13 protein-coding genes are annotated in these 14,526 nt (G+C 64.2%); 9 read left to right on the forward strand and 4 right to left on the reverse strand.

The window, feature by feature from the left end:
- The 4 genes from J2X46_RS23185 to J2X46_RS23200 all read left to right on the forward strand — a co-directional run bounded on the left by J2X46_RS23185 (nucleotide 1) and on the right by J2X46_RS23200 (nucleotide 3,613).
- The gene (locus J2X46_RS23185) at nucleotides 1-741 is read left to right on the forward strand and encodes a DsbA family protein (protein ID WP_310254791.1); all 741 of its coding nucleotides are present in this window, start codon (nucleotides 1-3) and stop codon (nucleotides 739-741) included.
- A 70-nt stretch (nucleotides 742-811) separates the two neighbouring features.
- Nucleotides 812-2,062: a helix-turn-helix domain-containing protein gene (locus tag J2X46_RS23190; protein WP_310254793.1), complete on the forward strand. Its 1,251-nt coding sequence runs from the start codon at nucleotides 812-814 to the stop codon at nucleotides 2,060-2,062.
- Nucleotides 2,063-2,237: 175 nt separating this feature from the next.
- Nucleotides 2,238-3,125, forward strand: a complete 888-nt coding sequence (locus tag J2X46_RS23195) for a xanthine dehydrogenase family protein subunit M (protein WP_310254795.1) — start codon at nucleotides 2,238-2,240, stop codon at nucleotides 3,123-3,125.
- Complete coding sequence (locus tag J2X46_RS23200) at nucleotides 3,122-3,613, forward strand: 2Fe-2S iron-sulfur cluster-binding protein (protein ID WP_310254797.1); 492 nt, start codon at nucleotides 3,122-3,124, stop codon at nucleotides 3,611-3,613. The genes J2X46_RS23195 and J2X46_RS23200 overlap by 4 nt, the downstream gene beginning before the upstream one ends.
- A gap of 36 nt (nucleotides 3,614-3,649) precedes the next feature.
- Here J2X46_RS23200 and J2X46_RS23205 read toward each other — a convergent pair whose 3' ends face one another.
- Nucleotides 3,650-4,660: an IS481 family transposase gene (locus tag J2X46_RS23205; RefSeq protein ID WP_310254847.1), complete on the reverse strand. Its 1,011-nt coding sequence runs from the start codon at nucleotides 4,658-4,660 to the stop codon at nucleotides 3,650-3,652.
- A gap of 866 nt (nucleotides 4,661-5,526) precedes the next feature.
- Here J2X46_RS23205 and J2X46_RS23210 point away from each other — a divergent pair.
- From J2X46_RS23210 to J2X46_RS23220, 3 genes are all read left to right on the forward strand, one after another.
- A complete protein-coding gene (locus J2X46_RS23210) occupies nucleotides 5,527-6,654 on the forward strand; it encodes a sugar ABC transporter substrate-binding protein (RefSeq protein ID WP_310254800.1) in 1,128 nt (375 codons plus the stop codon).
- 255 nt (nucleotides 6,655-6,909) lie between these two features.
- Complete coding sequence (locus J2X46_RS23215) at nucleotides 6,910-7,317, forward strand: SMR family transporter (RefSeq protein ID WP_310254802.1); 408 nt, start codon at nucleotides 6,910-6,912, stop codon at nucleotides 7,315-7,317.
- Complete coding sequence (locus J2X46_RS23220) at nucleotides 7,317-8,117, forward strand: MOSC domain-containing protein (protein ID WP_310254805.1); 801 nt, start codon at nucleotides 7,317-7,319, stop codon at nucleotides 8,115-8,117. Before J2X46_RS23215 ends, J2X46_RS23220 begins: the two co-directional genes overlap by 1 nt.
- A gap of 78 nt (nucleotides 8,118-8,195) precedes the next feature.
- On the opposite strand, the gene J2X46_RS23225 is transcribed toward J2X46_RS23220, so the two are convergent.
- Genes J2X46_RS23225 through J2X46_RS23235 form a run of 3 tightly spaced genes read right to left on the reverse strand, consistent with a single transcriptional unit; the run spans nucleotide 8,196 to nucleotide 11,606 of the window.
- Nucleotides 8,196-9,083: a MoxR family ATPase gene (locus J2X46_RS23225; RefSeq protein WP_310254806.1), complete on the reverse strand. Its 888-nt coding sequence runs from the start codon at nucleotides 9,081-9,083 to the stop codon at nucleotides 8,196-8,198.
- Complete coding sequence (locus J2X46_RS23230; protein WP_310254807.1) at nucleotides 9,080-10,225, reverse strand: XdhC family protein; 1,146 nt, start codon at nucleotides 10,223-10,225, stop codon at nucleotides 9,080-9,082. Before J2X46_RS23230 ends, J2X46_RS23225 begins: the two co-directional genes overlap by 4 nt.
- Nucleotides 10,226-10,247: 22 nt before the next feature.
- On the reverse strand, nucleotides 10,248-11,606 hold the full coding sequence (locus tag J2X46_RS23235; protein ID WP_310254809.1) for an FAD-dependent oxidoreductase: 1,359 nt from the start codon (nucleotides 11,604-11,606) through the stop codon (nucleotides 10,248-10,250).
- 406 nt (nucleotides 11,607-12,012) lie between these two features.
- On the opposite strand from J2X46_RS23235, the gene J2X46_RS23240 reads away from it, so the two are divergent.
- Nucleotides 12,013-13,647 (forward strand): FAD-dependent oxidoreductase, encoded by a 1,635-nt coding sequence (locus tag J2X46_RS23240; RefSeq protein WP_310254812.1) that lies wholly within the window; start codon nucleotides 12,013-12,015, stop codon nucleotides 13,645-13,647.
- Between the two features lie 154 nt (nucleotides 13,648-13,801).
- Nucleotides 13,802-14,434: an NAD(P)H:quinone oxidoreductase gene (gene wrbA / locus J2X46_RS23245; protein WP_310254814.1), complete on the forward strand. Its 633-nt coding sequence runs from the start codon at nucleotides 13,802-13,804 to the stop codon at nucleotides 14,432-14,434.
- Nucleotides 14,435-14,526: the final 92 nt, after the last annotated feature.

Genomic DNA, 14,526 nt, shown 5'->3' on the forward strand with positions numbered 1-14,526 from the left:
GTGACTGCCGAGACCGACCGCGCCGAGGGTCCTGGAGACCCCTTCCAGGACCCGGCGCTGGTCAACGCAACCGATGGCGTCATCACCGTTTGGTCTGATATTGGCTGTCCGTGGGCAAGTCTTGCCCTGCACACGCTGCGCTCCCGAGTGCTGCAGCGAGACGTCGACGTTGCCATCGACCACCGCGCCTTCCCGTTGGAGCTCTTCAACAAGCGCGGCACGCCGAAGGGCATCATCGACGTCGAAGTGACCGCCATCGCCGGACTAGTGCCAGCCCTCGGTTGGCAGCCCTGGACAGCGCCCGACTGGCAGTATGTGGTGACGACGCTGCCCGCCATGGCAGCCGTCCAGGCGGCGAAGACCCTCAGTGTCGGCGGACTACGCGCCAGCGACGAGCTAGACCATGCCTTACGGCAGGCGTTCTACATCCACGGGCGGTCGATAAGCGTTCACTCCGAGATCCTGGCGGCCGCTGCAGGATGTCCATCCCTGTACCTGCCTGCATTTGAGTCGGCACTCGAACAGGGCAGAGGGTACGCAGATGTATTCACTCACTGGCAGACAGCGGCAGCGCTTCCAGTGCAGGGCAGTCCCCACATTTTCGTTAAGGACCGTTACGCCGAACACAATCCCGGTGTGCGCTACCACTGGACCGCGCGCCCCGGTGAGGGTTTCCCCCGTTTTGAGGCGTACGACGAGAAGTGGGCGGACACGGCCATCGACGCTGTCCTAGCGCCTTGAGCGGCTGTAGGCGTCTCGATGGATCACTCGGCTCCGGTACGTCCATCGAGTCGACGCCTAGGATTCATGCATGACGATCGAGACCGACCTGCAGGTCGTGGCGAACGCGGTCCGTGCGCGTATCCCCGAGCTCGTTTCGGCGATCGAAAGGACATCCGCGCAAGAGGTCCCCGAGATTTACGAGAAGGACGACCCGGTCTACAACGAAGCCGAGCGGTCCAGCGTCGTCTCAGCCCTGACCAGTATCGTCGACGGCCTCGCCGGCGGGCGACGGCCACCTGACCGTCCATCAGATGCAGCACTCCAAGAGGCTCGGATAGCCGCACAAGCCGGAATCGACCTCCACTCCTTGCTGCGCACATACAGGATCGGTCAGTCGATCCTGTGGGACGTCATCCTGGAAGAGACCCTGCGTGTAGTCGACGTCGACGAAAGGCGCATGGCTGTCCTCAGGCAGGCGTCGGACTACCAGTACGGTTGGAACAATAAGGTGACCGAAGCGGTCATCGCTGCCTATCAGGCTGAACACAACGCCTACTTCTTCCGAAGCCAGGACAGGAAGCGGCGCGCAGTGGTCAGCGACATCCTGCGCGGGATGCCGGCTGACGTTCAGCAGCTCGGCTACAGCTTGCGTGCAGAACATCTGGCCGTGGTCGCGTGGGGGCGTTCGCCCGAAGCGAACATCCGCGCGCTGGCAGTCAGTTTGGACGCACGGCACCTGACCGTGAGCGGAACATCTGGGACCTACCTTGGTTGGTTGGGCTCGTCATCGTTGAAGCGAGTCATTGACGAGCGACCCGAGGCCGCCCGCGCGATGCGCGAAACTCACCTCGCTTTGGGCGAGGTGGCTCACGGCGTGGACGGCTTTCGGCTGAGTCACCGACAGGCGTGGCAGGCCTACCGGGTAGGCAAGCTGCGGTCCGCAGATGTCGTCGCGTACGCTGACGTGGCACTCGAAGCGTTGATGCTCAAAGACCGGCAGGCCGTTCAGGACTTCGTGTCGCGCGAGCTAGGTCCGCTCCACGACGATGACGACCCGCGGGGGGAGTTGCTCAAGTCTACCTTGCGTGCCTACTTCCGGTCCGGACAGAACGCAGCATCGACGGCGCAGGCCATTCATGTCCATGAGCGGACGGTTGCTTATCGGCTTCGCTCAATCGAGTCCCGACTGGGAGTGACCATTGGCGCTCGCAGGGACGAGTTGGCCGTGGCGCTGCGTCTAGCTGACCTTCTGAGCCAAGTGTCGAGTGCGGACCTGCGTGACCTCGAGGTCCACGCGGACGCCGGCCTAGGACCCGACCCCGAGGCTGCTGCCCCGTAGTTCGACAACAACCCGTCCCTTGTCGTTGTTGACCAAGCGGGCGCCCTCCTTTGCCTGACTACGTGATGCGCAAGCAGTGCCGCAGTGATCAGACTGCTCGGACAGTCGGAATAGGCGTCTTGCCGGACCCGCCCCAGCAGTGGGGGTCGGTTGACGCTCTACGAGAGGGATGCCAGTGAAGCCACCGCCGTTCGAGTACGTGGTCGCCACATCGGTGGACCACGCCATCAATCTCGTCAGCCAGGACGAGGACGCAAAGTTTCTCGCGGGCGGTCAGAGTCTCATCCCGCTGCTCAGTCTGCGTTTCGCGAGCCCGACCCTGTTGGTCGACATCTCTCGCCTCGCTGAGCTTCGAGCCGTTTCCCGGGCGGGCGGCGTGCTTCACATCGGTGCACTCACCCGTCACTCAGACATCCACAAGCTTCCGCTCGTCAAGCAGGACGCTCCACTCCTCTCCGAGGCGGCGGGATGGGTCGCCCATTCGCAGGTCCGCAATCGAGGGACGTTTGGAGGTGCGATTGCGCACAGCGACAGCGCCGCCGAATTCCCGGCAGTTCTCCTTGCTGTTGGAGCAACCATCGTCACCCGGTCCGCAGACGGCGAGCGCCGCATTCCATGCCGAGACTTCTTCGGCTCTCACTTCCAGACCGCTCTGGAACACGGCGAACTCCTGACAGGTGTAGAGGTGCCCGCGCACGATAGCTCCACCAGGTGGGGGTTCTCGGAATTCGCGCGCCGTAAGGGCGACTACGCAATTGGCGGCGCAGCAGTCAACGCCCGCGTCGACGAGAACGGTCGCTGCACGCAAGTGCGCGCGGGCCTGATCGCAGCGGGCCCCGGCCCCACATCAGCGGAGGGCCTGGATGAAGCACTTCGCGATCGTGTCGTTGACGAAACAGCTGTGTCGGAAGCGGTCACCCATGTCGTAGGACACCTCAACCCAGAGAGCAACGTTCACGGGACGAAGGAGTACCGGCGCGCAGTCGTCGCCGAGTCCTTGCGGCGCGCCCTACGCCAAGCGTTCGACCTCGACCCCGCCGGAACCGATAGGAGAACCGCATGAAAACTCGTGTGACCGTCAATGGTGAGGGCTATGAGCGTGACGTCGAGCCCCGAATGCTTCTCTCGGACTTCCTACGCCACGGGCTGGGTCTGACCGGCACCAACGTGGGATGTGAGCACGGCGTGTGCGGTAGTTGCACCGTCCTCCTCGATGGCGAGCCTGTGCGATCGTGCACCATGCTGGCCGTCCAGAGCGACGGTCGGCGACTGACCACGGTCGAAGGGCTTGCCTGCGACCAGAAGTTGCACGGACTACAGGAAGCATTCACCGCTTGCCACGGCCTCCAGTGCGGGTTCTGCACCCCCGGAATGCTGATGACACTCCTGCCGGTCTACAACGAAGCCCGTCGACTCAGCGACGACGAAATCCGCGAAGTCATCTCGGGGAACCTGTGTCGCTGCACCGGCTATCAGCAGATCGTCGAAGCAGCCCGCCAGGCCCTCGACGAGGCCGCAGACATGGCCGACTCCGTCGAAACCGAGGCATAGCAGAACGCCCGAGACTTGGCCGCGGCAGAGGCGTCGCTAGGTGTGATGCCCAGCCAGGTTGTCCAACCTGGTGATGGGTGGCTGCTTACCGATTGCTGAGTGGGGCCGGTGATGGTTGTACTCGTGTACCCATGCTGGCAGAGCCGCGAGCCGGGCTGACTCGGAGTTGTAGAACTTCTTGAACGCCCAGCCCTCGGCCAAGGTTCGGTGGAAACGCTCGATCTTCCCGTTGGTCTGTGGGCGGTAGGGCCGCGTTTTCCTCGGCGTGATGCCGAGGTCGGCGCAGGTCTGTTTCCAGTGGTTCGACTTGTAGCAGCTGCCGTTGTCGCTGAGCACGCGCTGGACGGTGACACCGCGTTCGGCGAACCAGGCGACCGCGTTCTTCAGCACCTCGGCCGCGGTCTCCTTGGTCTCGTCGTCGCGTGCCTCGACGTAGGCGACACGTGAGTGGTCGTCGATGACGGTGTGCAGGTAGCAGGTCCCGATCACGGGGTTGCGCCACTTGGTTCGTGGTGTGCCGGTACGCGCGACGGTGGCCGACCTGTTCTTCTCGCCCTGTTGGCGTCCGACGTAGCGCCAGCCGCCGCCATCAGGCACGCGGCCGAGCTTCTTCACATCGACGTGGATCAGGTCGCCGGGATGCTCGTGCTCGTAGCGTCGGATCGGTTCGCCGGTGGCGCGGTCGATGTGGGTGAGCCGGTTGAGCCGGCACCGGCGAAGAACGGCGTACACGGTCGAGGACTGCATCCCGAGCCGGTCGGCTATCTCGACCGGCCCGAGGCGCTGTTTCCAGCGCAGGTGCACGATCTTGCGCACCATCGGCGCCGGTGTCCGGTTCGGCTGATGGTGCGGTGCCGAGGACCGGTCGACCATCCCGGCCGGCCCTTCGAGGCGGTAGCGATCGGCCCACTTCTTCGCCGTGCGCCACGAGACGTCGTAGCGCTCAGCAGCGCGGGCCGGCGGCCAGCCGTGGTCGACGATCAGGCGCGCGAGTCGTAAGCGTGCTCGTGGGGTCAGGGCTGCGTTGGCGTGGGTAGCGTGTGACACGAAGGCCTCCTGCGGTGGGGAGCGGTTCCTAGACAGCTCCACTCCACACCCGGGAGGCCTTCGTCCATCTACACCTCAGATCGTGTCGTCACACGATCTCGACCAACGTGCCTGGTCATCACAGCTAGGAAGCCGCCGCGATCTTCACCGGGCGTGTTCCAACTTTCAAGCGGTATACGCGTACCGCTGACCTCGCACGGTGACGTCTGAGCCCGACTCGCCTCGAGCGCTCCCGCACGGACCGAGCGGTCGGCAGCAACGGCCGCCGCCTGCGGACCGTTCGAGTTGCCCGCTCCTTGCCAGGCGTCGTGGTCGCCGAGAGCGGACTGGACGAGTCAAGGAGGCGGCCCGCCGCGTCGTATGGACCTGGGCCACCATCCGCTCGTCCACCAGCCGTACCTGTCTAGCCCGCCTCGCCCGAGGTGTCCGCACGTGACCCCGGCAAGGACCGACTCCGTCGGCGGCACCGCTACCGCCCGCTTTGTCATGAGACACACACGGACAACGTTAGTTCGTCCAATTCAGGCAACAGGCGCATTTGAGGGACTCCCACGATAGCCCCCGAGTCACACGGTTCGGCCGTGTCGCTGGGCTCACGAGGCCCCGCCGACACACGACATAGGCCATGCGGATCCTGCTCGGCCTCGCTCAAAGAAGTAGGGAGGAAAAGCACGTCGCTCCCCGAGGGCCTCAGCCCACCCGGCGCCCCTCGACACGCAACTGGCTTTCACGACAACGGCCCGCTCTCGGCTCGAGGGCCGCGCAACGTCAGACGGGTTCACGCCCGTGACTTGTACGCACCCGAAAGAGGAACAATGCGTTCGACATTCGACAAACCCGTCCGCCGCCGGCTAGCCAGCGTCTCAGTGGCGCTCCTCGTGATGGCCGCTAGCGCGGCATGCAGCACTGAGTCCGATACGCCTGCCGCCAGCAGCGGTGGCGGCGACGAGATCGCCCAAGATGCCGCGAAGGCTCTTGAATCCGAGTTCTACGGGCAGGGGAGCTATGCCGAACCACCTGCCGAGGGACCCGAGGCTCAGCGAGGGGCCCGGATCGCGGTGGTCAACTCCGGTGTCCAGTCGCCGACAGGCACCAAGCAGGTAGAGGCCGCGCGAGAGGTTGCCGAACTGCTCGGATGGGACCTCACTGTCTTCGACGGCAAATACGAGCCGGCCGAATACCAGGAGGGCATCCGTCAGGCCATCTCACAGAACGCAGACGTCATCTGGCTCTACTCCATCGACTGCCCACTCGCCGAGACCGCGCTGGCCGAAGCGAAAAAGGCGGGCATCCCCGTGGTCTCCCAAGAGGCCGCAGACTGCATCGACGTCGACCCGCAGGCCGAGTCCTACTTCGCCGAAACGCTCGCCTTTAGCCAAGGCACCTTCATCGACTGGGCCAAGGCCATGGGCGAGTCGCAGGCGACCTGGCTCCTGGCGCAGCTCGGCGAGGATGCGGATGTGATCGAGGTCAGCGTGCCGGAGCTGGTCGTGACCAACGCCATCCACGAGGGATTCGCGGCCGCGATGAAGGAACAGTGCCCGGCGTGCAAGGTCACCGAGGTCAAGGCGCAGATTGCTGACTTCGGGCCCGCGCTCCAGGAGAAGATCGAGACGGCACTGCTGCGCAACCCGAACGCCAACGGCATGGCACTTTCCTACGACGACCTGATGACTACGGGTGGATCCGCAGCGGTCATGGCCTCTGGTCGCAATGACTCGCTGGCCGTCATCGCAGGTAGTGGCTTCCCAGCCAACGTGGAGCTCATCCGCAAGGGTCAAGGTCAGGATGCAGGCTTTGCCTACGACATGGGGTACGAGACCTGGGCTGCCGCGGACATGATCAATCGACTGCTGGCGGGCGAGCAGCAGGGTCAGTCTGGCGTCGGTATTGCCGTCTTCGATGCTGAGAACGGATTGCCGGCCGATGACCAGGCGTGGTCGGTAGACATCGACTACAAGCCGGTCTACAAGGCAATGTGGGGCGTCTCCTGACATGCCTCGCGTCGGGGGACGTCACTCGTGGCGTCCCCCGACGTCCGACCATGGCGCAATGAGGACCTGTGTCGCAAACGTCTCAATGACACCGCATCGAACGTAGTTCACGAGCGACGCGCTAATGGTTGCCGGAAAGCGCTAAGGGCGCCGTCGGTTTCCCACACGTCGCCAGCAGACGGCCGGTAGGGAAGCGCCCTAGTTTCGGGGTTGTTCGGACATTCTATGAACTGACTTGGCCAAGGCGGAGACACGATGGTGACCTACTTGCTGCTTGGGCTGGCAATTGCCGTCGAGGTGATGGCCACCTTGTCGCTGCGAGCGTCCGAAGGCTTCACCAGGCTTCTGCCGAGCCTCGTCGTGCTCGGCGGTTACGGGCTGTCGTTCTTCCTGCTCTCCGTGGTGCTCCAGCGCGGGTTGGACGTCGCTGTCGTGTACGCGCTGTGGTCTGCGACGGGCATCGTTGCCATCGCCGCGATCGGCGCGACGTTTTTGGGCGAACGCCTCACCGGCGCCCAAATCGTGGGCATCGCGCTCATAATCGCAGGGGTGCTAGCCCTCGAACTCGGTGCGCGCCACGGTTCGTCGGCGACGCACGCCAGTCAGATCGTGGAACCACAAAGCGACAGCGGGTCCACACCTCGTTGGATCGAGAAGCACTAATGTTGCCGAAACCCGAAGCGGTCGGCACGGTCGCACAGCTGTACAGCACCGCGACCAAAGGGTTCGCGCTACGCGAGGTTCAGCACGTCCAAGTGACACCGTCGGGGATCGCAGGAAACCGCGAGTTCTTCTTGGTCGACGTCGACGAACGCCTCTACTCAGTGCCCAAGGACCCGATCTTCCTTGACTGTTGGACCGCCTATGATCCGGTCGCCAACACGTTCCGGTCGGGGAGACGGGCCGTCGTCGACGTTGAAGCCGAAGTGCTGCCAGAGGGTCCTATCCGCCCATTCCAGTTCGACGAGCGCACGGTCGACGGGAGGTGGGTCCCAGGGCCATGGGACGCATGGTTCTCCGAGTTGGCAGGGCGCAACCTGCGACTGGTTCAGTGCGCTGAGCCCGGCGCGGGAGGTGACGTCCACCCAGTCACCATCGTCTCCTCAGCCTCGATCGGTTCGCTCGGGCACGAGGCCGACGGCAGCCCAATAGACGGGCGTCGTTTCCGATTGAACATGACGCTCGACCTTGGTTCGGCCGCGTATCGCGAAGATTCGTGGGCTGGTCAGGTCCTAAGTGTCGGAGACTCCGAGCTGCGGGTGATCGGTGGAGTGCCGCGATGCGTGGCTATCGAACATCGTCCGTACGACGGCGACCGCGCACTTCAGGTCCAGCGGCGAATTCGGGAAGTGCGCGGTGCCACGCCTAGCGAATCGGGTCCTGCCGTCCTGTTCGGCATGTACGCCAGAGTCGTTGTACCGGGCTCCGTCCGAGTCGGGGATCCGGTGGCGGTCCTGACCTGATGGGTTCCACGTAGAGACCTTCGCCGTCTCGCAGGCCCACCTCAGCCGCCCACAGTGACATTGTTTCCCTAGGTCGAGTCACAACCCCAGGATCTGCTCCATGGCGCGACTGACTCGCTCGGCGTCCTCGTGGTACTTCACGACGGCTCCAAGTGTGAGGGCGGCTGTCTCGAGGTCAAGGTCAACTGTTTGGAGATAGTGGAGCGCCTTCGCCCAGTCCAACGTCTCTGCGACACCGGGCGGCTTGAGTAGCCCATGTTCTTCGCGACGGACCTCCTGGACCACTCGAACGACCTGCGCTGCCAGTTCGCTGGAGACCTCGGGCGCGCGTGAGTGGACGATCTGCAGTTCGCGTTCCAGGTCTGGGTGCTCAACCCAGTGGTAAAGGCACCTACGCTTCAGCGCATCGTGCAGCTCGCGGGTCCGGTTTGAGGTAAGAACGACTACGGGAGGGACGGATGACCGGACCGCACCGATTTCCGGGATGCTTACCTGGTTCGTGGACAGCACCTCGAGCAGAAAAGCCTCGAATTCGTCATCCGCTCGATCGACCTCATCGATGAGCAGGACTGCCGGAGCCTGCTGAAGGGCATGCAGCACCGGGCGCGCCAGAAGGAAGCGCTCGTCGTACAAGCCCCGTTCTGCATCTGTCGCGTCGACTGAACCGGCTGCCTCTAAGGCACGCAGGTGGAGGATTTGACGAGGAAAGTCCCAGTCGTAGAGCGCCTGCGTAGAGTCGATGCCCTCGTAACATTGGAGACGAAACAGGGGCAATTGCCAAGCGGCGGCAACCGCCTCTGCGAGTGCGGTCTTTCCCGTTCCGGGTTCGCCTTCGAGCAGCAGCGGCCGGCTCATCTTGATGGCAAGAAAGACAACGGCGGCCAACTCCGGCGAACACAGGTAGCCGGTCTCACCCAGCATCCGCTCTACGTCGTCGGGTAACTGCACCCGGTCCGCGGGGGTCACAGCATGACCGAAGCGTCGGTGTGATGAATGGCGCCGTCAGTGGAGCCGAGAGGCGCACCAGTCCCGCCCCAACGGGCCGCGACAATTTCGGCTGCGATACTGATGGCAGTCTCCTCCGGGGTGCGAGCGCCGAGGTCGAGCCCGATCGGGCTCGACATGCGGTTGAGTTGGTCTTGCGTGACGCCAGCCTCTCGGAGGCGACTCACGCGGTCGTCGTGCGTGCGACGGGACCCCATCACGCCCACATATGCGGCAGGAAGAGTGAGGGCAACAGACAGCAAAGGCACATCGAACTTCGGGTCGTGGGTGAGGACTGCAATGACCGTGCGATCGTCGATTCGTGCATCGTCATATTCGCGAACCAGGTATCTATGTGGCCAGTCGACCACGACCTCATCGGCGTCGGGGAACCTCGCTGTAGTCGCGAAGATGGGTCGCGCGTCGCAGACGGTGACTTTGTAACCGAGGAATGACCCGACGGACGCAACGGCCGCGGCGAAGTCGATAGCGCCGAAGACGAGCATGCGTGGTTGTGGCGCGAACGCTTGAACGAAGACCTTCATCCCATCGCCAAGCCGCTGGCCGTCGGGACCGTAAGTCAGCATCGAGTTATGACCAGCAGCCAACAGCCCGAGTGCGTCGGCGGCAACTGCGTCGTCGGCCCTATCGCTGCCCAATGAGCCCTGAACGGTGGAGCGCCCCTCACTTGGGTGCACAACCATGCGCCGACCACGCCGCGCGGCGTCCGGGTGGTCGACGATCGTGGCGACGGCGACAGGCCGACCCGTTCGGATGTCGTCGACGACTTCCGCGAAGTGCGGGAAGGTTTCGCGGTCGAGCCGTTCGATGAAAACATCCAGCTCTCCTCCGCACGTAAGTCCAACCGCGAACGCCTCGTCGTCGGAGTAGCCGTAGTGCTCCAGCACCGGAACGCCGTCCGCGACGACCTCACGCGCAATCTCGTAGACGGCGCCCTCTACGCAGCCACCTGAAACCGAACCGTGCACCGTCCCGTCTGGTCCGACACCCATCGCGGCACCGGGTTCGCGCGGGGCAGACTTCGACGTGTCGACGACCGTGGCAAGCCCCACAGAGACTCCGTCGTCCCACCAGTCGATGAGGCGATCGATGATGTCACGCATGATTTTGTCTCCTTGAGGTTGGTCAGCCAAGGAACGAAGTGGGATCTATCCGTGCTATCAGACTGGTGGGGCGGTCAATGCGAGCTTCCTGGTCTTGCTTACGGTCTCGGCGAAGCATCGCCGTCTTGACGAGTTGCCCACCCAGATACCTGAACGGCTCGGGAGGTAGGCCTCGTCCTGACGGTGCTCTCGTCAGAAACGATGTCGTCATCCCGTCCGTCGACCTGGTGGCGAGGCCAGCCAAGATCTGTGCGCCGATTACGGACGGACCGATGCCATCCCCCGAGTAGCCCGTACCGAAGTAGACACCCGGGAAGCCTGTGATCTCGCCGAAGAACGGCAGCGAGGAGAGCGAGTACTCAACGGGAGCCCGCCACGAAGACAGCAGTTCGGCACCTCGCAGGTCGGGGACTGTCCGTGCCATCTGCGCCAACAGGCGTTCAGGGCGAGGTGCTGCTCTGAACAGGGTGCTCGTACCTCGCACGCCCCAACCGAGCCCGAGGCCTGCCTTGCCAAAGAGAAGGTCTCCGTTGCTCAACGGGCGCCAGTAGTCCAGCAGGCGTCCCGAGTCCGACACGTTGGCGAGCGGTCCATTCTTTAGGGGATGCCGCGGACGGACTACAAGATTGTCCGAGGCGGTTGTGACGAGGTGGGAGCGAAGTTCTGGGAACTGGTTGCACCATGCGTTGATCGCGAGGACAACCGAACCGGCTCGAACCGATCCGAAGGTGGTTGTCACGGTGGTGGCGGCGTGCTCGCGGCGCAGGCCCGTCATCGGTGTGTGCTCGTGTACGTGGACGCCGAGGCTTTCGGCATTTCTCATCAGACCGCGCGCTAGACGGGCGGGGTGGAGGCCCACGCAAGTCGGGTCGAGGACGCCGCCCCGTGCGGGTGCCCCGGCGAGTCGCGTCGCCTCCTCCTCGTCGAGTTCGATGAAGGGGTTGTCGCTGTAGTCGGCTGCCATCGCGAGAGTGTCGCGCCACGCTCCGTCCTGGCTGCTGTTGTTCGACGCCCACAACCAGCCGTTCGATTGGATCTGGGCGTCGATGCCGTGTTCGGCACAGAAACGGCGAATGTGCTCGATCGCCTCTACTGAGGCTCGCGCGACGTCTACGGCTTCGTCTTTTCCGCCTGCGCTCACCAGCGAGGGAAGTTTGGGCCAGAGGTTCATCAACATCCCGGCGTTCGTTCCGCTCGCTCCGCAGCCGCACAGCCCCGCCTCGATGAGCGTCACATCGATGCGGGGGTCGCGCGTTTTGAGCTCAATCGCGGTCCACAGGCCGGTGAACCCGCCGCCGACGATGCATACGTCGGCTCGGACATGCGATCTCAGCGGCTCGGGATCGGAGCGATCATGCTCCTCGATCAGTGCGTCAGCCATCCAGAATGATCGAACCCCAGCGTCGGCTACGTTCAGATCATGGACGCGTGGAACACGCCAAATGTCCCTCATCGGCCGCCTCCCCGGGCACGCGTCGTTGCCGAGGGCCGGCGCGTAGGCGGACTAGCGACGAATCCCATGCCACACATTCGTCCAACCTAGGAGCGGTGGCGATCACAGGCCTGCACGGTCGCCGTCAAAGTTGCCCAACGGCTTGTGTGGAAGCGGTAGTAGCGCCGTAAAGGTGTGTGCACGACCATTCGGAACATGTGAGGTTCCAAGTTGGGCCTGCCTGTAAGTCTTTGCGGCTTCCGTACATTCTTGCCGTCGATCTTGCAGCACCTTGCAATGCCGGAGCGGCATCCTCGGGCGAGCATGAGCGTCGAGGCCGGAGGGGGCGCCGAAGATGACCTTCGTTATCACCCAGTCGTGTTGCAAGGACGCGGCATGCGTCCCTGTGTGCCCAGTCCAGTGCATCCGACCTCGACCCGGTGACGCAGACTTCGCGACCGCTGAGCAGCTCTACATAGATCCGTCGAGTTGCATCGACTGCGGCGCCTGCGCCACTGCATGTCCCGTCGATGCCATCTCCACTAAAGACGAACTGCCTCCGAGCCTCTCCGAGTTCGGTGCCATCAACGCCGACTACTTCAAGGCACATCCGTTGACGCCAGCTGAGCCGCCGGCGGTCTCCCGCCACCATATTCCTCACAGCGTGTCCACAATGAGGGTGGCGGTCATCGGATCGGGCCCCGCAGCCCTCTACGCGGCCGCCGAACTGTCAGAGATCCCTCGTGTCGAGGTGACGATCATCGAGCGGCTCCCCACGCCTTTCGGGCTGATCCGTGCAGGCGTCGCTCCTGACCACGAGTCCACCAAACGTGTGGCCGATCGGCTCGGTCGTGTGCTGGTCAGGCCGAACGTGACCTGCTTGTTCGATGTTGAGGTGGGACGCGACCTCTCGATCGCCGAAGTGTTGGAGCATCACCACGCGGTGATCGTGGCGACAGGGGCAAGTCGTCCGCGACGGGCCGGCGTCCCGGGAGAAGATCTCGTCGGCTCCGTTTCCGCTCAAGAGTTCGTGTCTTGGTACAACGGCCATCCCGACAGAGCGTCACTGCCGTTTCCCGTGACTGGGCCCAGAGCGGTCGTCATCGGCAACGGCAACGTCGCCCTCGACATCGCTCGCCTTCTCGCCCAGCCGGCCGCCGCGTACGAGTCCACGGCCGTATCCGACGGCGCCCTGAAGTCTCTCGCCGCGAGCGGCATCGAGGAAGTAGCAGTTGTCGGACGCAGGTCACAAGCCTTCGCTGCCTACAGCACGTCCGAGCTGGCGGCGCTGGCGAGCTTGAAGACTGTTGACCTTCTCGCTGAGGCGGATGAAGTCGCTGTCAGCGAAGATGATCGGACCGTTGCCGGGGCGTCCAGCCGCGGCTGGGCCCTTCCTCGCAGATACAGGATTGTCGCCGAGGCCGCCACTCGCCCGCGCACACACAGTCGACGGATAGTTCTCCGCTACGGGCTGACGCCGACGGCGGTCCTGGGGGACCATCACGTGACCGGCGTCGAGCTGGCCGGCCCTGACGGGACCACCAAGGTCATCGAAGCCTCGCTGGTCGTATGGGCGCTGGGATTCACTGGACATCCCATCGACGGACTGCCCTTCGACGCAGACACAGGCACTGTCCCGAATCGTGCTGGTCGGGTCACAGAACTGTCCACAGGGCGTGTGGTTCCGGGTGTGTACTGCTCCGGATGGGCGAAGCGAGGCGCCTCCGGGGTCATCGGGACGAACCGTGTCGACTCGGCGGAAACAGTTGCGTCGCTGGTCGAGGACTTCACCGAAGGTCGCCTTGCCGATCCGCCCGGGGACTCGGACTCGTTCGCAGCCCTCGCACGCGTTCGGCGACCCGGCCTGCTGGACGTAGACGGCTGGCGCCGTATCGACGCTGCAGAAGTGGACGCTGGCCGCGACGAAGGACGCTCCCGCATCAAGCTCGTGACCTGGACGGATCTGCGCGATGCAGGCCGTGGCGACTGAGCAGGGCCGTGGCGCCGGGCTGGGGCTAGCCGTGGAAGAACGCAACTCACTACGCAAACGCCGGCGGCTTTTCTTCGGACAGTGAGTAGGACGGCTGGTCCGCAGGGAGGCAACATCGAGAAGTCCGCTTGCACCCCGTACCGAAAGGCTGTACATGTCGCCCGTCAAGGTCGCCGTCATTTACTACTCCGCTACAGGGACCATCCACTCGATGGCAGAGCGGTTGGCGACATTCGCGCGCGGCGCGGGAGCTGAGGTCCGGCTTCTCCGAGTCGAGGAACTGGCCCCACCGGAAGCAGTGTCGCGCAACCAGGCGTGGGCAGAGCACGCGAACGCAACTGAGCAGATCGACGTCGCCTCGGCCGAGGACGTGGTTTGGGCTGACGGTGTCCTATTCGGCACACCAACACGATTCGGGAACGTCGCAAGTCAGTTGAAGCAGTTCTTGGACACGCTCGGGCCCCAGTGGTCCCAGGGCCTGCTCGCGGACAAGGCCTATGCCGGTTTCACGGCCACGCAGACGGCGCACGGCGGTCAGGAGTCGACGCTGCTCGCCCTCTACAACAGCATTTACCACTTCGGCGGTGTCCTGGTCCCACCCGGCTACACCGACCCCTTGAAGTTCGTCGACGGCAACCCGTACGGGGTATCGCACGTTACCGGCCAGTCGAACAACGAACCTCTTGGAACGCCGCAGGTTGCCGCGCTTGAACACCTGGCCAACCGTCTAGTCCTGGTGTCGGACAAGCTGCGTGGACTGTCCCTATCAAGCCAGGACGAGAAGTAGCACGCGACGCTCCTGGCTCCGCCAACTATCCCCAAGCCCATCCACTGGTGGGCGGCAATCCTCATCCTGCGACCCCGATGGAGGTATGACGA

It is taken from the genome of Nocardioides sp. BE266 (assembly GCF_031457855.1).
GTDB lineage: Bacteria > Actinomycetota > Actinomycetes > Propionibacteriales > Nocardioidaceae > Nocardioides.

Coding starts and splice junctions, on each gene's coding strand:
- J2X46_RS23240 (WP_310254812.1), top strand. CDS start 12,013: ATGACCTTCGTTATCACCCAGTCGTGTTGCAAGGACGCGGCATGCGTC.
- J2X46_RS23215 (WP_310254802.1), top strand. CDS start 6,910: ATGGTGACCTACTTGCTGCTTGGGCTGGCAATTGCCGTCGAGGTGATG.
- wrbA (WP_310254814.1), top strand. CDS start 13,802: ATGTCGCCCGTCAAGGTCGCCGTCATTTACTACTCCGCTACAGGGACC.
- J2X46_RS23230 (WP_310254807.1), bottom strand. CDS start 10,225: ATGCGTGACATCATCGATCGCCTCATCGACTGGTGGGACGACGGAGTC.
- J2X46_RS23200 (WP_310254797.1), top strand. CDS start 3,122: ATGAAAACTCGTGTGACCGTCAATGGTGAGGGCTATGAGCGTGACGTC.
- J2X46_RS23220 (WP_310254805.1), top strand. CDS start 7,317: ATGTTGCCGAAACCCGAAGCGGTCGGCACGGTCGCACAGCTGTACAGC.
- J2X46_RS23235 (WP_310254809.1), bottom strand. CDS start 11,606: ATGGCTGACGCACTGATCGAGGAGCATGATCGCTCCGATCCCGAGCCG.
- J2X46_RS23190 (WP_310254793.1), top strand. CDS start 812: ATGACGATCGAGACCGACCTGCAGGTCGTGGCGAACGCGGTCCGTGCG.